The organism is Pseudomonas borbori, assembly GCF_900115555.1.
GTDB lineage: Bacteria > Pseudomonadota > Gammaproteobacteria > Pseudomonadales > Pseudomonadaceae > Aquipseudomonas > Aquipseudomonas borbori.
The window spans coordinates 14,057-32,768 of sequence record NZ_FOWX01000018.1 but is presented as its reverse complement, the minus strand read 5'-3'; the positions used below and the strand labels follow the sequence as shown (position 1 = coordinate 32,768).

12 protein-coding genes and 1 pseudogene are annotated in these 18,712 nt (G+C 65.8%); 10 read left to right on the top strand and 3 right to left on the bottom strand.

What is annotated here, in order from left to right:
* Nucleotides 1-258: 258 nt before the first annotated feature.
* Genes ptsP through BM315_RS14325 form a run of 3 tightly spaced genes read left to right on the top strand, consistent with a single transcriptional unit; the run spans nt 259 to nt 5,848 of the window.
* Nucleotides 259-3,135: a phosphoenolpyruvate--protein phosphotransferase gene (gene ptsP, locus BM315_RS14335; RefSeq protein WP_090502117.1), complete on the top strand. Its 2,877-nt coding sequence runs from the start codon at nt 259-261 to the stop codon at nt 3,133-3,135.
* A complete protein-coding gene (pfkB, locus tag BM315_RS14330; protein WP_090502115.1) occupies nt 3,135-4,070 on the top strand; it encodes a 1-phosphofructokinase in 936 nt (311 codons plus the stop codon). Before ptsP ends, pfkB begins: the two co-directional genes overlap by 1 nt.
* Before the next feature lie 41 nt (nt 4,071-4,111).
* Nucleotides 4,112-5,848 (top strand): fructose-specific PTS transporter subunit EIIC, encoded by a 1,737-nt coding sequence (locus BM315_RS14325; RefSeq protein WP_090502113.1) that lies wholly within the window; start codon nt 4,112-4,114, stop codon nt 5,846-5,848.
* A gap of 72 nt (nt 5,849-5,920) precedes the next feature.
* Here BM315_RS14325 and nadC read toward each other — a convergent pair whose 3' ends face one another.
* Nucleotides 5,921-6,769, bottom strand: coding sequence for a carboxylating nicotinate-nucleotide diphosphorylase (gene nadC, locus BM315_RS14320; protein ID WP_090502110.1), 849 nt, complete (start codon nt 6,767-6,769; stop codon nt 5,921-5,923).
* 306 nt (nt 6,770-7,075) lie between these two features.
* On the opposite strand from nadC, the gene BM315_RS14315 reads away from it, so the two are divergent.
* The 5 genes and pseudogenes from BM315_RS14315 to BM315_RS25500 all read left to right on the top strand — a co-directional run bounded on the left by BM315_RS14315 (nt 7,076) and on the right by BM315_RS25500 (nt 13,568).
* On the top strand, nt 7,076-9,361 hold the full coding sequence (locus tag BM315_RS14315) for a DUF1631 domain-containing protein (protein WP_090502108.1): 2,286 nt from the start codon (nt 7,076-7,078) through the stop codon (nt 9,359-9,361).
* A 311-nt stretch (nt 9,362-9,672) separates the two neighbouring features.
* Nucleotides 9,673-10,236: a 1,6-anhydro-N-acetylmuramyl-L-alanine amidase AmpD gene (gene ampD / locus BM315_RS14310; RefSeq protein WP_090502106.1), complete on the top strand. Its 564-nt coding sequence runs from the start codon at nt 9,673-9,675 to the stop codon at nt 10,234-10,236.
* A complete protein-coding gene (gene ampE, locus BM315_RS14305; RefSeq protein WP_090502104.1) occupies nt 10,233-11,069 on the top strand; it encodes a regulatory signaling modulator protein AmpE in 837 nt (278 codons plus the stop codon). Before ampD ends, ampE begins: the two co-directional genes overlap by 4 nt.
* 501 nt (nt 11,070-11,570) lie before the next feature.
* A pseudogene (locus BM315_RS25505) lies at nt 11,571-12,713 on the top strand (HAMP domain-containing protein); the annotation flags it as partial.
* Nucleotides 12,714-12,854: 141 nt separating this feature from the next.
* Nucleotides 12,855-13,568, top strand: a complete 714-nt coding sequence (locus tag BM315_RS25500) for a methyl-accepting chemotaxis protein (RefSeq protein WP_425287787.1) — start codon at nt 12,855-12,857, stop codon at nt 13,566-13,568.
* Between the two features lie 215 nt (nt 13,569-13,783).
* On the opposite strand, the gene BM315_RS14295 is transcribed toward BM315_RS25500, so the two are convergent.
* A complete protein-coding gene (locus tag BM315_RS14295) occupies nt 13,784-14,770 on the bottom strand; it encodes an outer membrane protein assembly factor BamD (protein WP_090502100.1) in 987 nt (328 codons plus the stop codon).
* Between the two features lie 305 nt (nt 14,771-15,075).
* Between BM315_RS14295 and rluD the strand changes: the two genes are divergently transcribed.
* Entirely contained in the window at nt 15,076-16,050 is a 975-nt protein-coding gene (gene rluD, locus BM315_RS14290; RefSeq protein ID WP_090502098.1) for a 23S rRNA pseudouridine(1911/1915/1917) synthase RluD, read from the top strand.
* On the top strand, nt 16,047-16,781 hold the full coding sequence (gene pgeF / locus BM315_RS14285) for a peptidoglycan editing factor PgeF (protein WP_090502096.1): 735 nt from the start codon (nt 16,047-16,049) through the stop codon (nt 16,779-16,781). Before rluD ends, pgeF begins: the two co-directional genes overlap by 4 nt.
* A 90-nt stretch (nt 16,782-16,871) precedes the next feature.
* Here the strand turns inward: pgeF and BM315_RS14280 are convergent, their stop codons facing one another.
* Nucleotides 16,872-18,503, bottom strand: coding sequence for an NAD+ synthase (locus tag BM315_RS14280; protein ID WP_090502094.1), 1,632 nt, complete (start codon nt 18,501-18,503; stop codon nt 16,872-16,874).
* Nucleotides 18,504-18,712: the final 209 nt, after the last annotated feature.

Below are 18,712 nucleotides of genomic sequence, written 5' to 3'. Positions count from 1 at the left end.
AGGAGCGGCTGGGCGGCACTCCGCCATGCCGGCGATTCGCACGCATGGCGTGCTCCTACAATTTTGCGACCTTTGAACCCTGTCACGATACGCGGATGGTAATGAATGTGGTGACAGCCGGGCTTCAAGGATCGCCGATTATGGGTTAACGTGCCAGTCATTAGGTGAAACGATTCAGCAGGCGAGCCGATTGACTACCCTTTGGGTGGCGCGGGTGCCTGCGACAGCCAGCCTCACCTGCCAGAGGAGAACAATAAAATGCTCGAGTTGAATGTCACGCAGATCCAGATGGGCCATAGCGCCCCGGATAAACAGGCGGCGCTGGCGCTGCTGGCCGATCGCCTGATCGCCGATGACCTGGTCACCCCCGGTTATCTCGCCGGGATGCAGGCGCGCGAAGCGCAGGGTTCGACCTACCTGGGGCAGGGCATCGCGATTCCCCATGGCACGCCAGAAACCCGCGATCAGGTGCATTGCACCGGGGTGCGCCTGATTCAGTTCCCCGAAGGGGTGGACTGGGGCAATGGGCAGATGGTCTACCTGGCGATTGCCATCGCCGCCCGCTCGGATGAGCACCTGCGCCTGCTGCAACTGCTGACCCGCGCCCTCGGCGAAGGCGATCTCGCCCCGGCGTTGCGCGAGGCGCGGGAACCCGAGGCGATAGTCGCGCTGCTGCAGGGCGCGCCGCAGGAACTGGCGCTGGACAGTCAGCTGATCGGCCTGGGCGTGGCGGTCGAGGATTTCGACGAACTGCTCTGGCAGGGCGCGCGGCTGCTGAAGAAGGCCGGTTGCGCCGAGTCCGGCTTCGCCAACAGCCTGGCCCAGGGCCAACCGTTGCCGCTGGGCAACGGCCTGTGGTGGTTGCACAGCGATCAGGCCGTGCTCAGTCCCGGCCTGGCTTTCGTCACTCCGGCGCAGCCGCTCGATTACCAGGGCCAGCCATTGACCGGCCTGTTCTGCCTGGCCAGCCTCGGCGAGGCCCATCGGCAATTGCTCGAGCGCCTCTGCGATCTGTTGATCGAGGGCCGCGCCGCGGCCTTCAGCCAGGCCACCAGCAGCCGCAGCGTGCTCGAGGCCCTGGGCGGCGAAGTGCCCGTCGACTGGCCGATGTGCTCGGTGGTCCTGGCCAATACCCATGGCTTGCATGCTCGCCCGGCCAAGGTCTTGAGCGAAATCGCCCTGGCTTTCGCCGGCGAGGTGCGCGTGCGTCTGGCAGGGGAGGCGGGGGCCGGGGTGTCGGTCAAGAGTCTGAGCAAGCTGCTGGCGCTCGGCGCGCGGCGCGGTCAGGCACTGCAGTTCAGCGCCGAACCGGCGATTGCCGGCGAGGTCCTGCCGGCCCTGGAAGCCGCCGTGCTGGCGGGCCTGGGGGAAAGCATCGAGCCCTTGCCGCTGGCCGAGACTGGCGTGCCGGCCAGCGCCGCGTCGATTGTCAGCGCGGCGCCCAAACTGCCGGCACCGGCTGCCGGGGCACGGCTGCAGGCGGTTGCTGCGGCGCCGGGTATCGCCATCGGCCCGGCGTTGGTGCGGGTGCCGCCGGTGCTCGATTACCCGCGGCAAGGCCAAGGCGCGACCGCCGAGCAACGGCGCTTGAGCACGGCGCTGGAGCAGGTCAGCGCCGATATTCAGCGCCTGGTCGAGGCCACGGCCGAGGCCAATATCCGCGAGATATTCATTACCCACCAGGCGATGCTGCGCGACCCGGCCTTGGCCGAGGACGTGGCCGCGCGCCTGAACCAGGGGCTCAGCGCCGAGGCGGCCTGGGCGGACGAGATCGAGACGGTCGCCGCCCAGCAGGAAGCCTTGCATGATGCGCTGCTGGCCGAGCGCGCCGCCGATCTGCGCGACATCGGCCGCCGCGTGCTGGCCCGCCTGTGTGGCGTCGAGGCGCTGCGCGAGCCGGACGAGCCCTACATTCTGGTGATGGATGAAGTGGCGCCTTCGGATGTCGCCAACCTCAATCGCCAGCGCGTCGCCGGCATCCTCACCGCCCGCGGTGGCGCCACCGCGCACAGTGCGATCATCGCCCGCGCGCTGGGCATCCCGGCGGTGGTGGGGGCCGGTGCGACGGTGCTGGCGTTGGCCCAGGGCACAGTGCTGTTGCTCGATGGCGATCACGGCCTGCTCCGCGTGGCGCCCGATCAGCAGGCCCTGGAGCAGGCCTTGCGCCAGCGCGAGGCCAGCGAGGCCCGCCGTGAGCGTGCCCATGCCGAACGCATGCAGCCGGCGGTGACCCGCGACGGTCATCGTCTGGAAGTGGCGGCCAATATCGGCGCCAGCGCTCAAGCCGCTGCGGCGGTCGAGCTGGGCGGCGAGGCGATCGGTCTGCTGCGCACCGAGCTGGTGTTCATGGACCACGCCGAGGCGCCGAGCCAGGCGACCCAGGAGGTCGAGTACCGCCGCGTGCTCGATGCCCTCGACGGCCGGCCGCTGGTGGTGCGCACCCTGGATGTCGGCGGCGACAAGCCGCTGCCGTACTGGCCGATGCCGGCGGAGGTGAACCCCTTCCTCGGCGTGCGCGGCATCCGCCTCAGCCTGCAGCGCCCGGAGATCCTGGAAACCCAGTTGCGCGCCTTGCTCGCCGCGGCCGAGGGACGGCCGCTGCGGATCATGTTCCCGATGGTCTGCTGCGTCGAGGAGTGGCGCACCGCGCGCGACATGGCGCTGCGCCTGCGCGAGGAGATTCCGCTGGCCGACCTGCAGCTGGGGATCATGGTCGAGGTGCCCTCGGCGGCGCTGCTGGCGCCGGTGCTGGCGCGCGAGGTGGACTTCTTCAGCATCGGCACCAACGACCTGACCCAGTACACCCTGGCCATCGACCGCGACCACCCGACCCTGTCGGCCCAGGCCGATGGCCTGCATCCGTCGGTACTGCGCCTGATCGGCATGACCGTCGACGCCGCCCACGCCCATGGCAAGTGGGTCGGGGTGTGCGGCGAACTGGCCTGCGACATGCTCGCCGTGCCCCTGCTGGTCGGCCTGGGGGTGGACGAGTTGAGCGTGTCGGCGCGCAGCATCGCGCTGGTCAAGGCGCGGGTGCGTGAGCTGGATTTCAGCCAGAGCCAGTTGCTGGCCCGCCAGGCACTCGGTCTGGATAGCGCCACGGCAGTGCGCGCCCTGGTGGAGGAGATCGGCTGATGGCACGCATTCTGGCCCTGACCCTGAACCCGGCGCTGGACCTGACCGTGTCGCTCGAGACCCTGCAGCCCGGCACCGTCAATCGCAGCCTGGGGCTGCACAGTCACGCCGCCGGCAAGGGCCTGAACGTGGCCCAGGTGCTCGCCGACCTGGGCCACAAGGTCACGGTCAGCGGTTTTCTCGGGCAGGCCAACGCCGCGCCTTTCGAGGCGCTGTTCGCCCGGCGCGGTTTCGTCGACGCCTTCGTCCGCGTGCCCGGGGAAACCCGCAGCAATATCAAATTGGCCGAGCACAGCGGGCGGATCACCGACCTCAATGGTCCGGGGCCGCAGGTCGGGGCGGCGCATCAGGCCGAGTTGCTCGAGGAGCTGGAGCGGATCGTGGCCGGCCACGACGCCATCGTGGTCGCCGGCAGCCTGCCGCAGTGCGTCAGCCCCGAATGGTTCAGTAGCCTGCTGCGCCGGCTGCAGGCATTTGGCCTGCCGCTGGCGCTGGACAGCAGTGGCGCCGCCTTGCGCGCCGGGCTGGCCGTGGCGCCGTGGCTGATCAAGCCCAACGAGGAGGAACTGGCCGATGCCTGCGGTTTGTGGTCGTCCAGCGCGGCCGATCTGCGGGCCGCGGCGCTGCGCCTGCGCACCTCGGGCGTCGAGCATGTGCTGCTGTCGCGCGGCGCCGAGGGCGTCTACTGGTTCGGCCCGGACATTGCGCTGCAGGCGCGGCCGCCGCAGGTCGCGGTGGTCAGTACGGTGGGCGCCGGCGACTCGCTGCTCGCCGCCACCCTGCACGGCCTGCTGATCGGCTGGCCGGCCGAGCGCACCTTGCGCCTGGCCACCGCGATTGCGGCGCAGGCGGTCACCCAACTCGGTTTCGGTATTCACGACAGGGAACAACTGGCGCGCCTGGAAGCGGGCGTGGCTGTCACGTCTCTGGATTGAGAGTCGCGTCCCTGGATTAAAACAATAATGAGGTCATTTTCATGAATCTGCTGATCGTCACCGCCTGCCCCAATGGCATGGTCACCAGCGTGCTCTGCTCGCGTTTACTGGAAGCCGCCGCCCAGCGGCTGGGTTGGTCGAGCCGGGTCGAGGTGCATGACCCCAAGGCGATAGGCTCGCCGCTGAGCGACGCCGACATCGCCGCCGCCGACCTGGTGGTGGTGGTCAAGACTGGCGACTTGGCGCTGCAGCGTTTCGTCGGCAAACGCCTGGTGCAATCCACTCCGGCCGAAGCGCTGGTCGATCCGCAGCAGTTCCTGCTTGCCGCCGCCGAACATGCCGAGGTCCTACAGCAGGATGCGCCGGCGCCCGCCGCGGCGACTGCCCGGCCACGCCTGGTCGCGGTGACCGCCTGCCCGACCGGGGTGGCGCACACCTTCATGGCCGCCGAGGCCCTGCAGCAGGCGGCCGCGCAGCTCGGCTACGAGCTGCAGGTGGAAACCCGCGGCTCGGTGGGCGCGCGCAACCTGCTGGATGACGCCGCCATCGCCGCCGCCGATGTGGTCCTGCTGGCCGCCGATATCGAGGTGGAGACCGCCCGCTTCGCCGGCAAGAAGGTGTTTCGCTGCGGCACCGGGGTGGCCCTCAAGCAGCCGCGGCAGACCCTCGAACGCGCCCTGGCCGAGGCGCAGCCGCTGGCCGGCGGCAGCCAGGGCGAGGCCGCGCAGTCCGGCCCTGTCGCCCAGGGCGGGGCGTACAAGCACCTGCTCACCGGGGTGTCCTATATGCTGCCGATGGTGGTGGCCGGCGGGCTGCTGATCGCCCTGTCGTTCGTCTTCGGCATCGAGGCGTTCAAGCAGGAGGGCAGCCTGGCCGCCGCGCTGATGCAGATCGGCGGCGAGGCCGCGTTCAAATTGATGGTGCCGGTGCTGGCCGGCTACATCGCCTATTCGATCGCCGATCGTCCCGGCCTGGCGCCGGGGATGATCGGCGGCCTGCTCGCCAGCAGCCTGGGCGCGGGTTTTATCGGCGGCATCATCGCCGGTTTCCTCGCCGGCTATGCGGCCAAGGCGATCGCCCGCTGGGTGCAGTTGCCGGCCAGCGTCGAGGCGCTGAAGCCGATCCTGATCATCCCGCTGCTGGCCAGCCTGTTCACCGGCCTGGTGATGATCTATGTGGTCGGCCAGCCGGTGGCGGGCATGCTCGCCGGCTTGACCAGCTTTCTCGACAGCATGGGCAGCACCAACGCGATCCTGCTCGGTCTGCTGCTCGGCGGCATGATGTGCGTCGACCTCGGCGGGCCGATCAACAAGGCTGCCTACGCCTTCTCGGTCGGCCTGCTGGCGTCGCAGAGCTACGCGCCCATGGCCGCGGTGATGGCCGCCGGCATGGTGCCGCCGATCGGCGTGGCCATCGCCACCCTGATTGCCCGGCACAAGTTCGCCCAGAGCGAACGCGAAGCCGGCAAGGCCGCCGGAGTGCTGGGGCTGTGCTTCATCTCCGAGGGGGCGATTCCCTTTGCCGCCAAGGACCCGCTGCGGGTGATCCCGGCCAGCATCGCCGGCGGCGCCCTGACCGGCGCGCTGTCGATGTACTTCGGCTGCAAACTGATGGCGCCGCACGGCGGCCTGTTCGTGCTGCTGATCCCCAATGCGATCAACCATGCGCTGCTCTATCTGCTGGCCATAGTCGCCGGCAGCCTGCTGACCGGGGTGGTCTATGCGCTGATCAAGCGCGGCGAGGTGGTGGAGCTGGTGGTGGCGGGGGAGAAGGCGTAGCGGGCGGCTGTCGCTGCGCACCGGGCGGCCGTCGCCCGGGGCGCCCTGGGATGCCGCCCGGCATCGTCTGCGCTACAAACTCAAGCGCATCGACAAGTCCACCGCCTTGACGTCTTTGGTCAGCGCGCCAATGGAGATGTAGTCCACTCCCGTCTCGGCAATGCTGCGCAGAGTGCTTTCGTTGATGCCACCTGAGGCTTCCAGCTTGCTGCGGCCTTGGGTGATGGCGACCGCTTGACGCATGTCGTCCAGCGACAGTTCGTCGAGCATTATGATGTCGGCGCCGGCGTCTAGGGCTTGTTGCAGTTCCTGCAGACTTTCGACTTCGACTTCCACCGGTTTGCCGGGGGCGATCTTGTGCGCGGCTTGCACGGCCTCGACGATGCCGCCACAGGCGGCGATGTGGTTTTCCTTGATCAGGAAGGCGTCGAACAGGCCGATGCGGTGGTTGTGGCAGCCGCCGCAGGTGACCGCGTATTTCTGCGCCAGGCGCAGGCCGGGCAGGGTCTTGCGGGTGTCGAGCAGTTTGACCGTGGTGCCTTGCACCAGGTCGGCGTAATGCCGGCAGCGGGTGGCGACGGCGGACAGGGTCTGGAGGAAATTCAGGGCGCTGCGCTCGCCGCTGAGCAGGGCGCGGGCCGGGCCTTCGAGGTGGAACAGCGGCTGGTTGGGGTTGACGCGCTCGCCGTCGCGTACCTGCCAGTGCACGGCGACGCGCGGGTCGAGCCGGCGAAACACCGCATCGACCCAGGCGCTGCCGGCGATCACGGCCGCTTCGCGGGTGATCACGGTGGCGTGGGCCAGGCGCGTGGCGGGGATCAGTTGCGCGGTGATATCGCCGCTGCCGATGTCCTCGGTCAGCGCGCGACGAACATTGGCCTCGATTTCGCCAGTCAGGTCGGCGAGGGTTAGGTTCGGCATGGTGGGCTCCACTGTCAGGGTCGGGCGATTATAGGGATTGCCGAAGATGGGTGCAGCGAGATTACGCATGGCCGGTCGGCTGGCACCATGCTCGATCGGGCCTCGATGGGTATCGCCCGCACTAGTTCTATATCTGTGACCTGTGTCATATCCGCAGGAAAAGTCTGTTTGGGGTGGGTGCGGCATACTTATAATGATTTTGCTTTATGAATATTGACGCCATGACTTTGACGTTACGGATGACGCTCGGTTGGTTGCCATGTAGATCGGTAGGCCCAGGCAGGGGCAGTCTGCAGGAGAGTCGCAATGAAGACGGACGCGAATGTGGTGCACCTGAACAAGGTGGCTGCGGAGCAATCGCCCACTTATCCAGTTGGAAGACTGCCTGTGGCGCTCAGTCATTTACGCGACAAGGCTGCGCAGCAGCTCAAGCAGGCTCTGCAGGCGTTGTTCGACAATGCCGACGATACGCTGTTCGAGATGGCGGACCGGGCGGCCAGCAATGGCGAGCAGAATGCCTTCTTCGAAGCCATGCGTGATCTGCGTTTGAAGCGCAAGAGTATCGAGCGCGGTTTCCTGCAAGAAGTCTTCGAGCCTTTCGCCACCCTCAATCAATACGAGGTTGGCAAGTCGTCCCTGGGCAGCATCTCGTTCGACGGCCTGGCCCTGATCCAGAACGATGAGCTGGAAGAGTCCGTGGCGCTGGATGCCATGGTGGCCAAGGTGATGAGCCGGGACCGGGTGGCGGTCGGTCACCTGACCACGCGCCTGAATGCCCTGGTCAGCAAGAAGCTCGACGACAAGTCCAACCCGCTTGGGCCTGCCCTGCTCTGTGCGGCTTTTCTCGAGGCGTGCAGCAGTTTGGGGGTGGAGATCAAGGTCAAGCTGATCATCCTCAAGCTGTTCGAAAAATACGTGCTGGCCGATCTCGATCAGCTCTATGCCGAGGCCAATCAGATTCTGGTCACTGCCGGTGTGCTGCCTGAGTTGAAGTCGGCGCCGGTGCGGCGCAACCCGGAGGGGTCCGGGACGGCGGCGTACGGTGCGGCTGAACAGGCGGGCGCCAGTGCTGGCGGGCAGGCTGGCGAAGGCGTGCAGGAAGTTTTCGTGGCATTGCAGGAGCTGCTTGCGCAGGTGCGCGGCCATGCCATGCCGCGGCGCAAGACGCCGGCCGATGCGTCGCCGATCACCAGCCGGGACCTGCTGCGCCTGCTCTCCCACATGCAGCAGCATGCACCGGCTCAGGTCAGCGATGACTCCGATCTGCGCGAGCAGCTCGAGCAACTGCTCAGTCGCGCCAGCGCCAGGAGCGGCAAGGCCCGGGTGGTCGGCGAGGTGGATGAGGACGTAATCAACCTGGTGTCGATGCTGTTCGAGTTCATCCTCGATGACCGTACCCTGCCGGATTCGCTGAAAGCCTTGATCGCACGCCTGCAGATTCCCATGCTCAAGGTTGCGCTGCTGGATAAGACCTTCTTCAGCCGCGGCAGCCACCCGGCCCGACGCCTGCTCAATGAAATCGCCTCGGCCGCCCTGGGCTGGGGCGAGCAGGACGATACCCAGCGTGACAGCCTGTACCAGAAGATCGAGCAGGTGGTGCAGCGCTTGCTCAACGACTTTGTCGATGATCCGCTGATCTTTGCCGAGCTGCTGGCGGACTTTCTCGCCTTTACCGGCAATGAGCGGCGGCGCAGCGAGCTGCTGGAACAGCGTACTCGCGATGCGGAAGAAGGCAGCGCCAGGGCTGAGCTGGCGCGGCGTCAGGTCGAGCTGGTGCTGAATGAGCGCTTGCTGGGCAAGTGTCTGCCCGAGGTGGTGGTGCGCCTGTTGCAGGAGGCATGGAGCAAGGTATTGATGCTCATATGCCTCAAGCACGGGGTCGGCTCGCCCGAGTGGCAGGCCGCGCTGGCGACCATGGATGACCTGGTCTGGAGTGCGCACCCGCATGAGGAGCCGGAGGCGCGCCTGCGTTTGCTCGAACTGGTGCCGGGCCTGCTCAAGGCGCTGCGCGATGGCATGGCCAGTGCGGCGTTCGATCCGTTCTCCGCGGGCGAGTTTTTCAGTCAGTTGGAGGCTCTGCATGTGCAGGCTTTTCAGCGTTTCAAGCGGGTGGTGTCTGAGGCCGAACGGGTTCCGGCGGTAGAGTCGGTCGATGACCGGGTTGCGGTCGGCGGCATGCCGTCCTTGCTGGAGCAACCGCCGGCGCCGGAGTTGGATGGAGCGGCGATGATCGCGGTGGTCGAAGAGATCGTGCTGCTGGCTCCAGGCCAAAGCAGTGCGAACGAACCCGAAATCTGTCTGGCAGATGATGACGAAGCCCTGCAGCAGGTGGATAACCTGCGGGTGGGTAGCTGGGTGGAGTTTCAGGAAGATCAGGAGCACAAGCTGCGCTGCAAGCTGGCTGCGGTGATCAAGCCAACCGGCAAGTACATCTTCGTCAATCGCACCGGATTGAAAGTTCTGGAAAAAAGCCGCGTGGATCTGGCGGTCGAATTCCGCCGCAACGCTATTCGGCTGCTCGACGATGCGCTGTTGTTCGACCGGGCGCTGGAGTCGGTAATCGGCAACTTGCGCAGGCTCAAGGGCGCCTGAAGCTGTCCATGCGGCATTCGGGGCGGCCTTTGTAGGATCACGGCGGGCCGCGTAGGCTTGAGCGCAGCGATACCCATCAAGCGGTTTATGTCTGTACCCGCTGGCAGGGCGAATGTCGATGATGGGTTACGGCGTCTTGGTTCTGCTGACGGCAGGTCAATTTCCGGGCGCCTAACCTACGCGGCCCGGCCTAGGCGGTCCCACCTAGGCGGCCCCACCCATCCTGCGATCTGTCGCTGCGCTCCGAGTGGATCGCTGCTTGGCCCCGTTGCCGGCCTGCTCTAGAGTGAAGGCTCGTTCAAGGAGTCTTTATGCAACTGGATCCTCGCAGTGGTTGGTGTCAAGGGGTGCGCCACTGTCCATCGGCCAATTTCAATGAGCGCCCGCAGGGGGAGATATCCCTGTTGGTGATCCATAACATCAGCCTGCCGCCGGGGCAGTTCGGTACCGGCAAGGTGCAGGAATTTTTCCAGAATCGCCTGATCGCCGCTGAGCATCCATACTTTGCCGAGATTGCGAGCTTGCGCGTGTCGGCGCATTTCCTGATCGAGCGCGACGGCGCCATCACCCAGTTCGTCTCGTGCAACGAGCGCGCCTGGCATGCCGGGCAGTCGTGTTTCGCCGGGCGCGAGAACTGCAATGATTTTTCACTGGGGATCGAGCTGGAGGGCACCGACGAGCTGCCCTTCAGCGATGCCCAATATGCCGCATTGGTCGGGCTGACGGCCGAGTTGCAAAGGGTGTACCCGGCGCTCACCCTGGAGCGGATCTGCGGGCACAGCGATATCGCCCCGGCCCGCAAGACCGACCCCGGCCCGGCGTTCGACTGGTCGCGCCTGCGCGCTGCACTGATGGATAGGAAGGAGAAGTCATGAGTTTTCTGGTGTTGTTGCTGGTGCTGTGGGTGGAGAAGTTTTCGGCCTGGCGCAACAAGATCCAGCAGGATGGTCCCTGGTTGCGGCTGCTGGCCAGGGTGGAGCGGCAAGCGGGCTTTATCGAGAGCCCCTGGTTGGCGATCGTGGCGCTGGTGGTTCTGCCGCTGGTGGTGCTGGGGTTGCTGCTGGTGCTGCTCGAACCGCTGGCCTACGGTTGGCTGGCGTTACCGGTGCATCTGCTGGTGCTGATCTACAGTCTCGGGCGTGGCGATTTGCAGGCGGCGCTCGGGCCGTTTCGCGACAGCTGGCGGCGCGGTGACAGTGAGGCCGCCTATCTGGTCGCCCGCCGTGATCTGGCCCTGGAGGCCGACGAAGAGGGCGCGCTGCTGCAGCAGGTGCAGGGGCATCTGGTGTGGCAGGCCTATCAGAGTTTCTTTGCCGTGATCTTCTGGTACGCGTTGCTTGGCCCGTTGGCGGCCCTGGCCTATCGGCTGCTGGCCCTGCTGGCCGAGCATGCCGGGCAGGAGGTCTTGCGCGAGCGCGCCGTGCAACTGCGGCATGCCTTCGACTGGATGCCGGTACGCGTGCTGGCGGCAAGTTTCGCCCTGGTCGGCAATTTCGTGGCGGTCAACCGGGCGTTGCTGCACGAACTGTTGAGCTGGGACATCAGCGCCGCGCAGTTGGTGATCGATGTCGGGCGCGCGGCCTGCGAGACGCCGGCGCCGGAACTCGGCGAAGCCGGAGTGAGCAGCCTGGATAGCCTGTGGCAGCTGCTGGTGCGCGCCGCCGTGCTCTGGTACGCCGTGTTTGCCTTGTGGGAGCTGTTCTACTGATCGCCTTTGGCGCAATGCGGTTGAGCTGGCGATACCCGGCGGTGTTCAGGCGTTTTCTTCGATCAATCCATCCATAGACGAAGAAGCCCCGGCGTACACCGGGGCGCGGTTGTGCGGGGTCCAGATCGCTGTGATGGGTATCGTTGCGCTCAACCCATCCTACGGGGCCCGCACTATCCTGTGGGGTGGCGGTCAGCCAGTCACCGCTGGGTAAGCTCCCGCTCCTGCCGGCGGTCGAGGTCTGCTTAACCTTAAGTTACAGAGTTTGTTGTCGATAACGGGTATACAAGCTCACTGTGCTCGATCGATCAGCCAGATGGTTGCTCCGGCGGATTTGCCGTGGGGCATCCTGCGCATTGATCGGGACGCCTCAGGCCCGGCTGCAAGGGACGCAACGATGACCACGGGAGCCTTTTCCCGGTCGGCCTTGTAGCGCTGCATAACAATAATCAGAACAGGAGACGTCTTGTGAAGACCGTGCTGTATCCGGCCATCGCGCTTATGAATCGCCTCAGCTTCGGCATGAAGTTCAGTTTGATCAGTGTCCTGTTCTTTCTGCCCATGCTGGCCACCAACTTCTATCTGGTGCGCGACTCCTATCGCCAGTTCGTCAGTACCCAGGCGGCTCTGGAGAGTATTGATCTGCTCGGTCAGGCGCTGAATCTAAGGCGCGACCTGGAGGATTTCGCCGACCTGATGGAAATCAACGTGATGATCGGCCAGTCCGGTCAGACGGGCGATCTCGAGGCGCGTATCACGCGTCTGCAGAGTGCGCTGGATGCGCGCTTGCGGGGCTTGGTGCCGGTGGTGCATGAGGCCGAACAGGTCGATGAATTCAGCGCCAGGCGCGACGAAATGATTGCCGCGCTGGCCACTGCACAGGGCGAGACGTCGCTGCAAAGCAAAGCGGCGTCGGCCGAGAAGCTGTTGGGCAGCTCGCAGGTATTCATCAAGTTGATCGCGGCTCAGGCTGGCCTCAGTCAGGATCGTCAGCGCGAAGTCCGGCAGATGGCCGACCTGATCGTCAGCACCACGCCGGCGGTCACCTCGGCATTGAGCAAGGGCAGGGCAGTGGGCGCCTATTCCCTGGGGCAGGGCTTCCTCAACTCGGCCGCCAGCACCAAGTTCGACGATTTGCTCCTGGAGCTGGAAAAACTCCACGCCGAGTACGGCTTGAATCTGCAGGACGCCTTGAGCAGCAGCCCGGCTGCGCGCGCAGGGCTGGAAGCTCTGGCCGCAGCCAGCCAGGCGACCCTGAAGACCAGTGTGGTGCTGTTCGAGGATAAGGTGGTGATCGCCGATACCCTGGATACTCCCTGGTCGCAGTTCTATGAAGAAGTCGGCGCGGCCATGGGCAAGACCTATGAGCTGAATGATGCGGTACTGGCTTTCCTCGATCAGCAACTGCAGGAGCGCCTGCAGGAAAACCGTGGGCAGATGGTCTTGTTGGTCGCGGCCCTGGTACTGGTGTTCCTGCTGATCGGCTACCTCTATGGCGCCTTCTATGTGTCGACCCGGACCACCTTGAAGAGCCTCGGCGAGGTCATGAATAAAGTCGCGGCCGGCGATATGACGGTCAGTTTCAAGGCGCAGAGCCGCGACGAGCTGGGTGAGCTGGGGCAGGTGTTCAACGAGACCGTGCAGAAGATCCACGACCTGATCGAACGGGTCGGCCAGACCGTGGTCGAGGTCGAGCGTCAGGCCGATAGCGTGGAGCTGGTCTCCGGCGAGAGCAACCAGGCGGTCGCCGGCCAGCGCAGCCAGATCGAGCAGGTGGCCACGGCGATGAACCAGATGTCCGCCACCGCCCAGGAAGTCGCCCGTAGCGCCGCCGCGGCGGTCGACAGCGCGCAGAGCGTGAATCGCGAAACTGTCAGTGGCCGCGCCTTGGTCGAATCCCAGGTCGGCAGCATTCAACGGCTGGCCGGCGAGATCGACCAGTCGGTGGCGGTGATCAACCAATTGGCTGGCGACAGCGCCTCGATCAGCCAGGTGCTGGACGTGATCAAGGGCATTGCCGAACAGACCAACCTGCTGGCGCTCAACGCCGCCATCGAGGCGGCGCGGGCCGGCGAGCAGGGCCGCGGCTTCGCCGTGGTTGCCGACGAGGTGCGCAACCTGGCCAAGCGCACCCAGCAGTCCACCGAAGAGATCGAGAGCATGATCGGCAAGCTGCAGGGCGGTGTCGGTGCGGCGGTCAAGGCCATGGGCGCCAGCCATCAGATGGCCAGTGGTACGGTCAGCGAGTCGGGCAAGGTGCAACTGGCGCTGGAGAACATCCTCGGTGCGGTGGGCATGATCGTCGACCAGAGTCAGCAGATCGCCGCGGCCGCCGAGCAGCAGACCGCGGTGGCCCACGATATCGACCAGAACATCGTCGAGATCAATCGCGCCGGCGAACGCACCGCCGCCGGCGCTAGCCAGACCGAGTCGGCCAGCCGCGAGCTGTCCGGGCTGGTGTCGCGCCTGAAGCAGCTGATCGGCGCGTTCCGCGTCTGAGGTTCGTTGCGGGCCTTGTTGTTTCGGTGGTTGGCGTCAGAGTGAGCCGCCTGCCACGCAGTGCGGTCGGTTCGCAGTGCGGCGGCAGTCCATGGTGCGCTGCCTGCGGCGAGTGACCCTGGTCGGCCGATCGTGTTCTCCCGTCCATAAAAAATGCCGCGCACTTGTGTGCGCGGCATCTATTCTGGCGTTCGCTGTCGAGGTGTTTCCGCGATTCAGTCGAACAGGCCGAAGGTGATGCGGCTGAACCAGGAGCGGTCCTGCTTGCTGGCTTCTTCGGCCTTGGGCTTCAACTCGTCGGGTATCTGCTCTTCGGCGTCCTCGTACTGGCGCACCACGTCCTGGCTGGCGCGAGTTTCGCCCGGCGGCAGCGGCGTTTCGCTTTCGATCAGGCCGAGTGTGGCCTTGGCCAGCCAGGAGCGGGTGTCGGCTTCTTCCTCGCGTGGCACGAACTCACCATCGACCAGGCTGGGGTGCTCCGGGTAGTTGAGCTTGAGGGTTTCCAGGCTGGTCGCGGCCAGGTCGTCCAGGGTCAGGCGCTGGTACGCCTCGGTCATCACCGCCAGGCCGTCGCCGACCGCTGGGGTTTCCTGGAAGTTTTCCACCACATAGCGGCCACGGTTGGCAGCAGCGACATACGCCTGGCGGGTCAGGTAGTAGTGCGCCACATGGATTTCATAGGCGGCCAGTAGGTTGCGCAGGTAGATCATGCGCTGCTTGGCATCCGGCGAGTAACGGCTGTTCGGGTAACGGCTGGTGAGTTGGGCGAACTCGTTGTAGGAGTCGCGGGCGGCTCCGGGGTCGCGCTTGCTCATGTCCAGCGGCAGGAAGCGCGTCAGCAGGCCACGATCCTGATCGAAAGAGGCCAGGCCCTTGACGTAATAGGCGTAGTCGACGTTCGGGTGCTGCGGATGCAGGCGGATGAAGCGCTCGGCGGCCGATCGTGCGGCTTCCGGCTCGGCATTCTTGTAGTAGGCGTAGATCAGCTCCAGCTGGGCCTGTTCGGCATAGCGGCCGAACGGATAACGCGACTCCAGAGCCTTGAGCTTGGTCACCGCGCTGGTGTAACTCTTGTTGTCCAGATCGCTTTGCGCCTGCTGGTACAACTCGGTCTCGCTCAGGTTCTCGTCGAGTACCTCTTTGGACGAGCAGGCAACGGTAAGGGCGAGGATGGCGATCAGCAGCAGGTGTCTCACTTGCATGGCGGCTTGCGTCCCTGTGACGGCGGCTGTCTTGAGCAAAGCCGTCCTGTTATGATGAGCGCCCCCGGTGACCCTGGGGCAAAAGACGCCGTATTTAACCACAAGCGCGTAGCCGAAACCAAAAGTAGGGCCTGTTGATGCAGCATTTTGGCCGCCGCCCCCGGGCTTGCGCGGCAAATGCAGCCAGGCTTGTCACTGTGGCGATCATTCGGCGGCGTCCCACGCCTTGCCTGGCCTGATTGGTCGCGGCAATCGGCGTGCACTGAAACATCAACTGACCCTCAGGTCCCCCACCGTTGCCGAGCATGTCCTCTATTAATAAGCAGACCATTGAACTGAACGCCGAGGTGCCCACTGATATGGGCGGTCAACGCCTCGACCAAGTCGCCGCCCAACTGTTCGCCGAGCACTCGCGTTCGCGCCTGTCCGCCTGGATCAAAGAGGGTCTGCTGACTGTCGATGGTGCCGTGGTACGCCCGCGTGACATCGTGCATGGCGGGGCGTTACTGGCGCTGCGCGCCGAGCAGGAGGCCCAGGGCGAGTGGATCGCCCAGGACATCGCCCTGGATATCGTCTACGAAGACGAGCAGATCCTGGTGATCGACAAGCCGGCCGGGCTGGTCGTGCATCCCGCCGCCGGACATGCCGATGGCACCCTGCTCAACGCCTTGCTGCACCACGTGCCGGACATCGTCAACGTGCCGCGCTGCGGCATCGTCCATCGCCTGGACAAGGACACCACCGGGCTGATGGTGGTGGCCAAGACCATCGAGGCGCAGACGCGTCTGGTCGATCAACTGCAAAAGCGCACGGTCAGCCGCATCTACGAGTGCATCGTGATCGGCGTGATCACTGCCGGCGGCAAGATCGACGCGCCCATTGGCCGCAGTTCGTCGCAGCGTCAGCGCATGGCGGTCAGCGATGGCGGCAAGCCGGCGGTCAGCCATTACCGGGTGCTGGAGCGCTTCCGCTCGCATACCCATGCGCGGGTCAAGCTGGAAACCGGGCGTACTCACCAGATTCGCGTGCACATGAGCCATGTCGGTTATCCACTGGTCGGCGACCCGGTCTATGGTGGGCGTTTCCGCATCCCGCCGGCGGCCAGCCAGACCATGGTGCAGAGCCTCAAGGAGTTCCCGCGCCAGGCCCTGCATGCGCGCTTCCTCGAACTGGATCACCCGATTACCGGGCAGCGCATGAAGTGGCAGTCGCCGCTGCCGGATGATTTCGTCTGGTTGCTGACGCTGTTGCGTCAGGATCGCGAGGCGTTTATCGGGTGAGCTGGGCACATGACTGGCTGACGCCAGACTGGCCGGCGCCCGCCTGGGTCAGGGCCTGCATCACGACGCGTAGCGGTGGCATCAGTGCTGCGCCCTTCGACAGTTTCAACCTCGGCGAGCATGTCGGGGACGATCCCGTTGCCGTGACCAAGAACCGTCAGCGCCTGACCAGCCAGTTGGGCTGCAGGCCGGCCTGGTTGCGCCAGGTGCATGGGGTTGCCGTGGTGCCTGCCGAGCCGGGCGAAGTGCTTGAAGCCGACGCCAGCTGGAGCGCCACGCCGAATGTCGCCTGCACCGTGATGACCGCCGATTGCCTGCCGGTGCTGTTCTGCGATAGTGCCGGCAGCCGCGTCGCCGCCGCCCATGCCGGTTGGCGCGGGCTGGCTGGCGGCGTGCTGGAGGCGACCCTGGATGCGCTGGCCGTGGCGCCGGAGGACGTGCTGGTCTGGCTCGGGCCGGCGATTGGCCCGCAAGCCTTCGAAGTGGGCGGCGAGGTGCGCGAAGCGTTCGTGGCTGTGCATCCGCAGGCCGGCGAAGCCTTCGTAGCCAGCGTCAACCCGGATCGTTACATGGCCGATATTTATCAACTGGCCCGTATCCGCCTGGCGGCACGGGGTGTTACGGCCGTCTACGGTGGCGGTTTCTGCACCTACAGCGACCCGCGCTTCTACTCCTACCGCCGCGCCGCCGGTACCGGTCGCTTCGCTTCGCTGATCTGGCTGGCCAACTGAGCCTTTGCTTCGGCGCGGCGCACATCCGGCGGGTTGTCGCTGCGCACCGAACGGAACGCCGCCCGAGCCGCCCTACGTCCTGCCTTGGCCTCAATCGCCAATCCGCCAGCCCGAGGTGATCGGGTAGCGCCGGTCGCGGCCGAAGCCGCGCTGGGTGACCCGCACGCCGACCGCGGCCTGGCGGCGCTTGTACTCGTTCAAATCGACCAGGCGCAGCACGCGCTTGACCGTGTCCGCATCGAAACCCTCGGCGATGATCGCATCGGCCGACAGGTCGTACTCGATGTACAACTTGAGGATTTCGTCGAGCAGCGGATACGGCGGCAGCGAGTCCTCGTCCTTCTGGTCCGGCGCCAGTTCGGCCGAGGGCGGCCGGTCGATGACCCGCTGCGGGATCACCAGTCCGCGGCTGTTGCGGTATTCGCAGAGGCGGAACACCAGGGTCTTGGGCACGTCCTTGAGCACATCGAAGCCGCCGGCCATATCGCCATAGAGAGTGGCGTAGCCGACCGCCATTTCGCTCTTGTTGCCGGTGGTCAGCACCAGGTAGCCGCGCTTGTTGGAGAGGGCCATCAGCAGCGTGCCACGGCAGCGCGCCTGCAGGTTTTCCTCGGTGGCGTCGCGCGGTAGGCCCTCGAACACCGGGGCCAGGGTGCCCATGAAGGCCTCGACCATGGGTGCGATCGGCAGCACCCGGTAGGTCACGCCCAGCGCGCGGGCCTCGGCTTCTGCGTCCTCAAGGCTGATCTGTGCGGTGTAGCGGTACGGCATCATCACCGCTTCGACCCGTTTGGCGCCCAGCGCATCGACCGCCACCGCCAGGGTCAGGGCCGAGTCGATGCCGCCGGACAAGCCGAGCAGCACGCCCTTGAAGCCGTTCTTGCCGACATAGTCGCGTACGCCTGCGACCAGCGCCTGATACACGCTGGCTTCCAGTTCCGGCAGTGGCACGCAGTTGGCCGGCCGCGGGCTGACCCGCTCGCCATCGCACACCAGGTCGACCGGGTACAGACCCTCGGTGAAGGCTGCCATGCGCTGACAGACCTGGCCGTCGGCATCGACCACGCAGCTGCCACCGTCGAATACCAGCTCGTCCTGGCCGCCAACCTGGTTGACGTAGACGATCGGCATCGCCCCTTCGCGCGCGCGCTCGGCCAGTGTTTCCTCGCGCTCGCGCTGCTTGTCCAGATGGAACGGCGAGGCGTTCAGGCACAGCATCGCCTGCGCCCCGGCGGCACGGGCCAGGGCCATCGGCTCGGCGAACCAGATGTCCTCGCAGATGCTCAGCGCCACCGCCGCCCCCTTGATGTCGACCACGCAGGGCTGGCTGCCGGGCTCGAAATAGCGCTTCTCGTCGAATACCCGGTAATTCGGCAATTTCTGCTTGTAGTAGCGGGCCAGCAATTGGCCGTCGGCGATCACCGCGCAGGCGTTGTAGCGCAGTTCATCCTCCAGCCAGGGAAAGCCGACCACCAGATAGATGCCGCGCACTTCATCTTGCAGGCGCTGCAAGCCCTGTTCGATGCGCCGCTGCATGCTCGAGCGCAGCAGCAGATCCTCCGGCGGATAGCCGCACAGCGCCAGTTCGGGGAGCACGATGACATCCGCCAGCCACTGATCACGGGCATTGCAGGCCGCCTCGATGATGCTCTCGACGTTGCCGTGCACATCGCCAACGCGCAAATTCAGTTGGGCCATCACGACTCTCAGGGTTTGGCTCATGACTGCCTCCACCACATAAGTCCCTCGTTCGACTGAGCCCGACGGCTCAGGCGTAACATTGCATCGTTCAACACTCAGCATAGGGTTTAACAGTCTGACAAGCATGTTGCGAGCGCGAAAAACTGGCGGCTGGGCAACCGCTTGATGGGTATCGCTCTCTGCCCGATCCGGGGGGGCGAACCGATGACTGTTGCCAACCAGGCGGCAGA

What these genes read in the sequence shown, in the direction of transcription:
- pfkB (WP_090502115.1), top strand. Translation starts at nt 3,135, where the DNA reads ATGGCACGCATTCTGGCCCTGACCCTGAACCCGGCGCTGGACCTGACC.
- rluD (WP_090502098.1), top strand. Translation starts at nt 15,076, where the DNA reads ATGTCCTCTATTAATAAGCAGACCATTGAACTGAACGCCGAGGTGCCC.
- BM315_RS14325 (WP_090502113.1), top strand. Translation starts at nt 4,112, where the DNA reads ATGAATCTGCTGATCGTCACCGCCTGCCCCAATGGCATGGTCACCAGC.
- ampD (WP_090502106.1), top strand. Translation starts at nt 9,673, where the DNA reads ATGCAACTGGATCCTCGCAGTGGTTGGTGTCAAGGGGTGCGCCACTGT.
- BM315_RS14315 (WP_090502108.1), top strand. Translation starts at nt 7,076, where the DNA reads ATGAAGACGGACGCGAATGTGGTGCACCTGAACAAGGTGGCTGCGGAG.
- BM315_RS25500 (WP_425287787.1), top strand. Translation starts at nt 12,855, where the DNA reads ATGAACCAGATGTCCGCCACCGCCCAGGAAGTCGCCCGTAGCGCCGCC.
- ptsP (WP_090502117.1), top strand. Translation starts at nt 259, where the DNA reads ATGCTCGAGTTGAATGTCACGCAGATCCAGATGGGCCATAGCGCCCCG.
- ampE (WP_090502104.1), top strand. Translation starts at nt 10,233, where the DNA reads ATGAGTTTTCTGGTGTTGTTGCTGGTGCTGTGGGTGGAGAAGTTTTCG.
- BM315_RS14280 (WP_090502094.1), bottom strand. Translation starts at nt 18,503, where the DNA reads ATGAGCCAAACCCTGAGAGTCGTGATGGCCCAACTGAATTTGCGCGTT.
- BM315_RS14295 (WP_090502100.1), bottom strand. Translation starts at nt 14,770, where the DNA reads ATGCAAGTGAGACACCTGCTGCTGATCGCCATCCTCGCCCTTACCGTT.
- nadC (WP_090502110.1), bottom strand. Translation starts at nt 6,769, where the DNA reads ATGCCGAACCTAACCCTCGCCGACCTGACTGGCGAAATCGAGGCCAAT.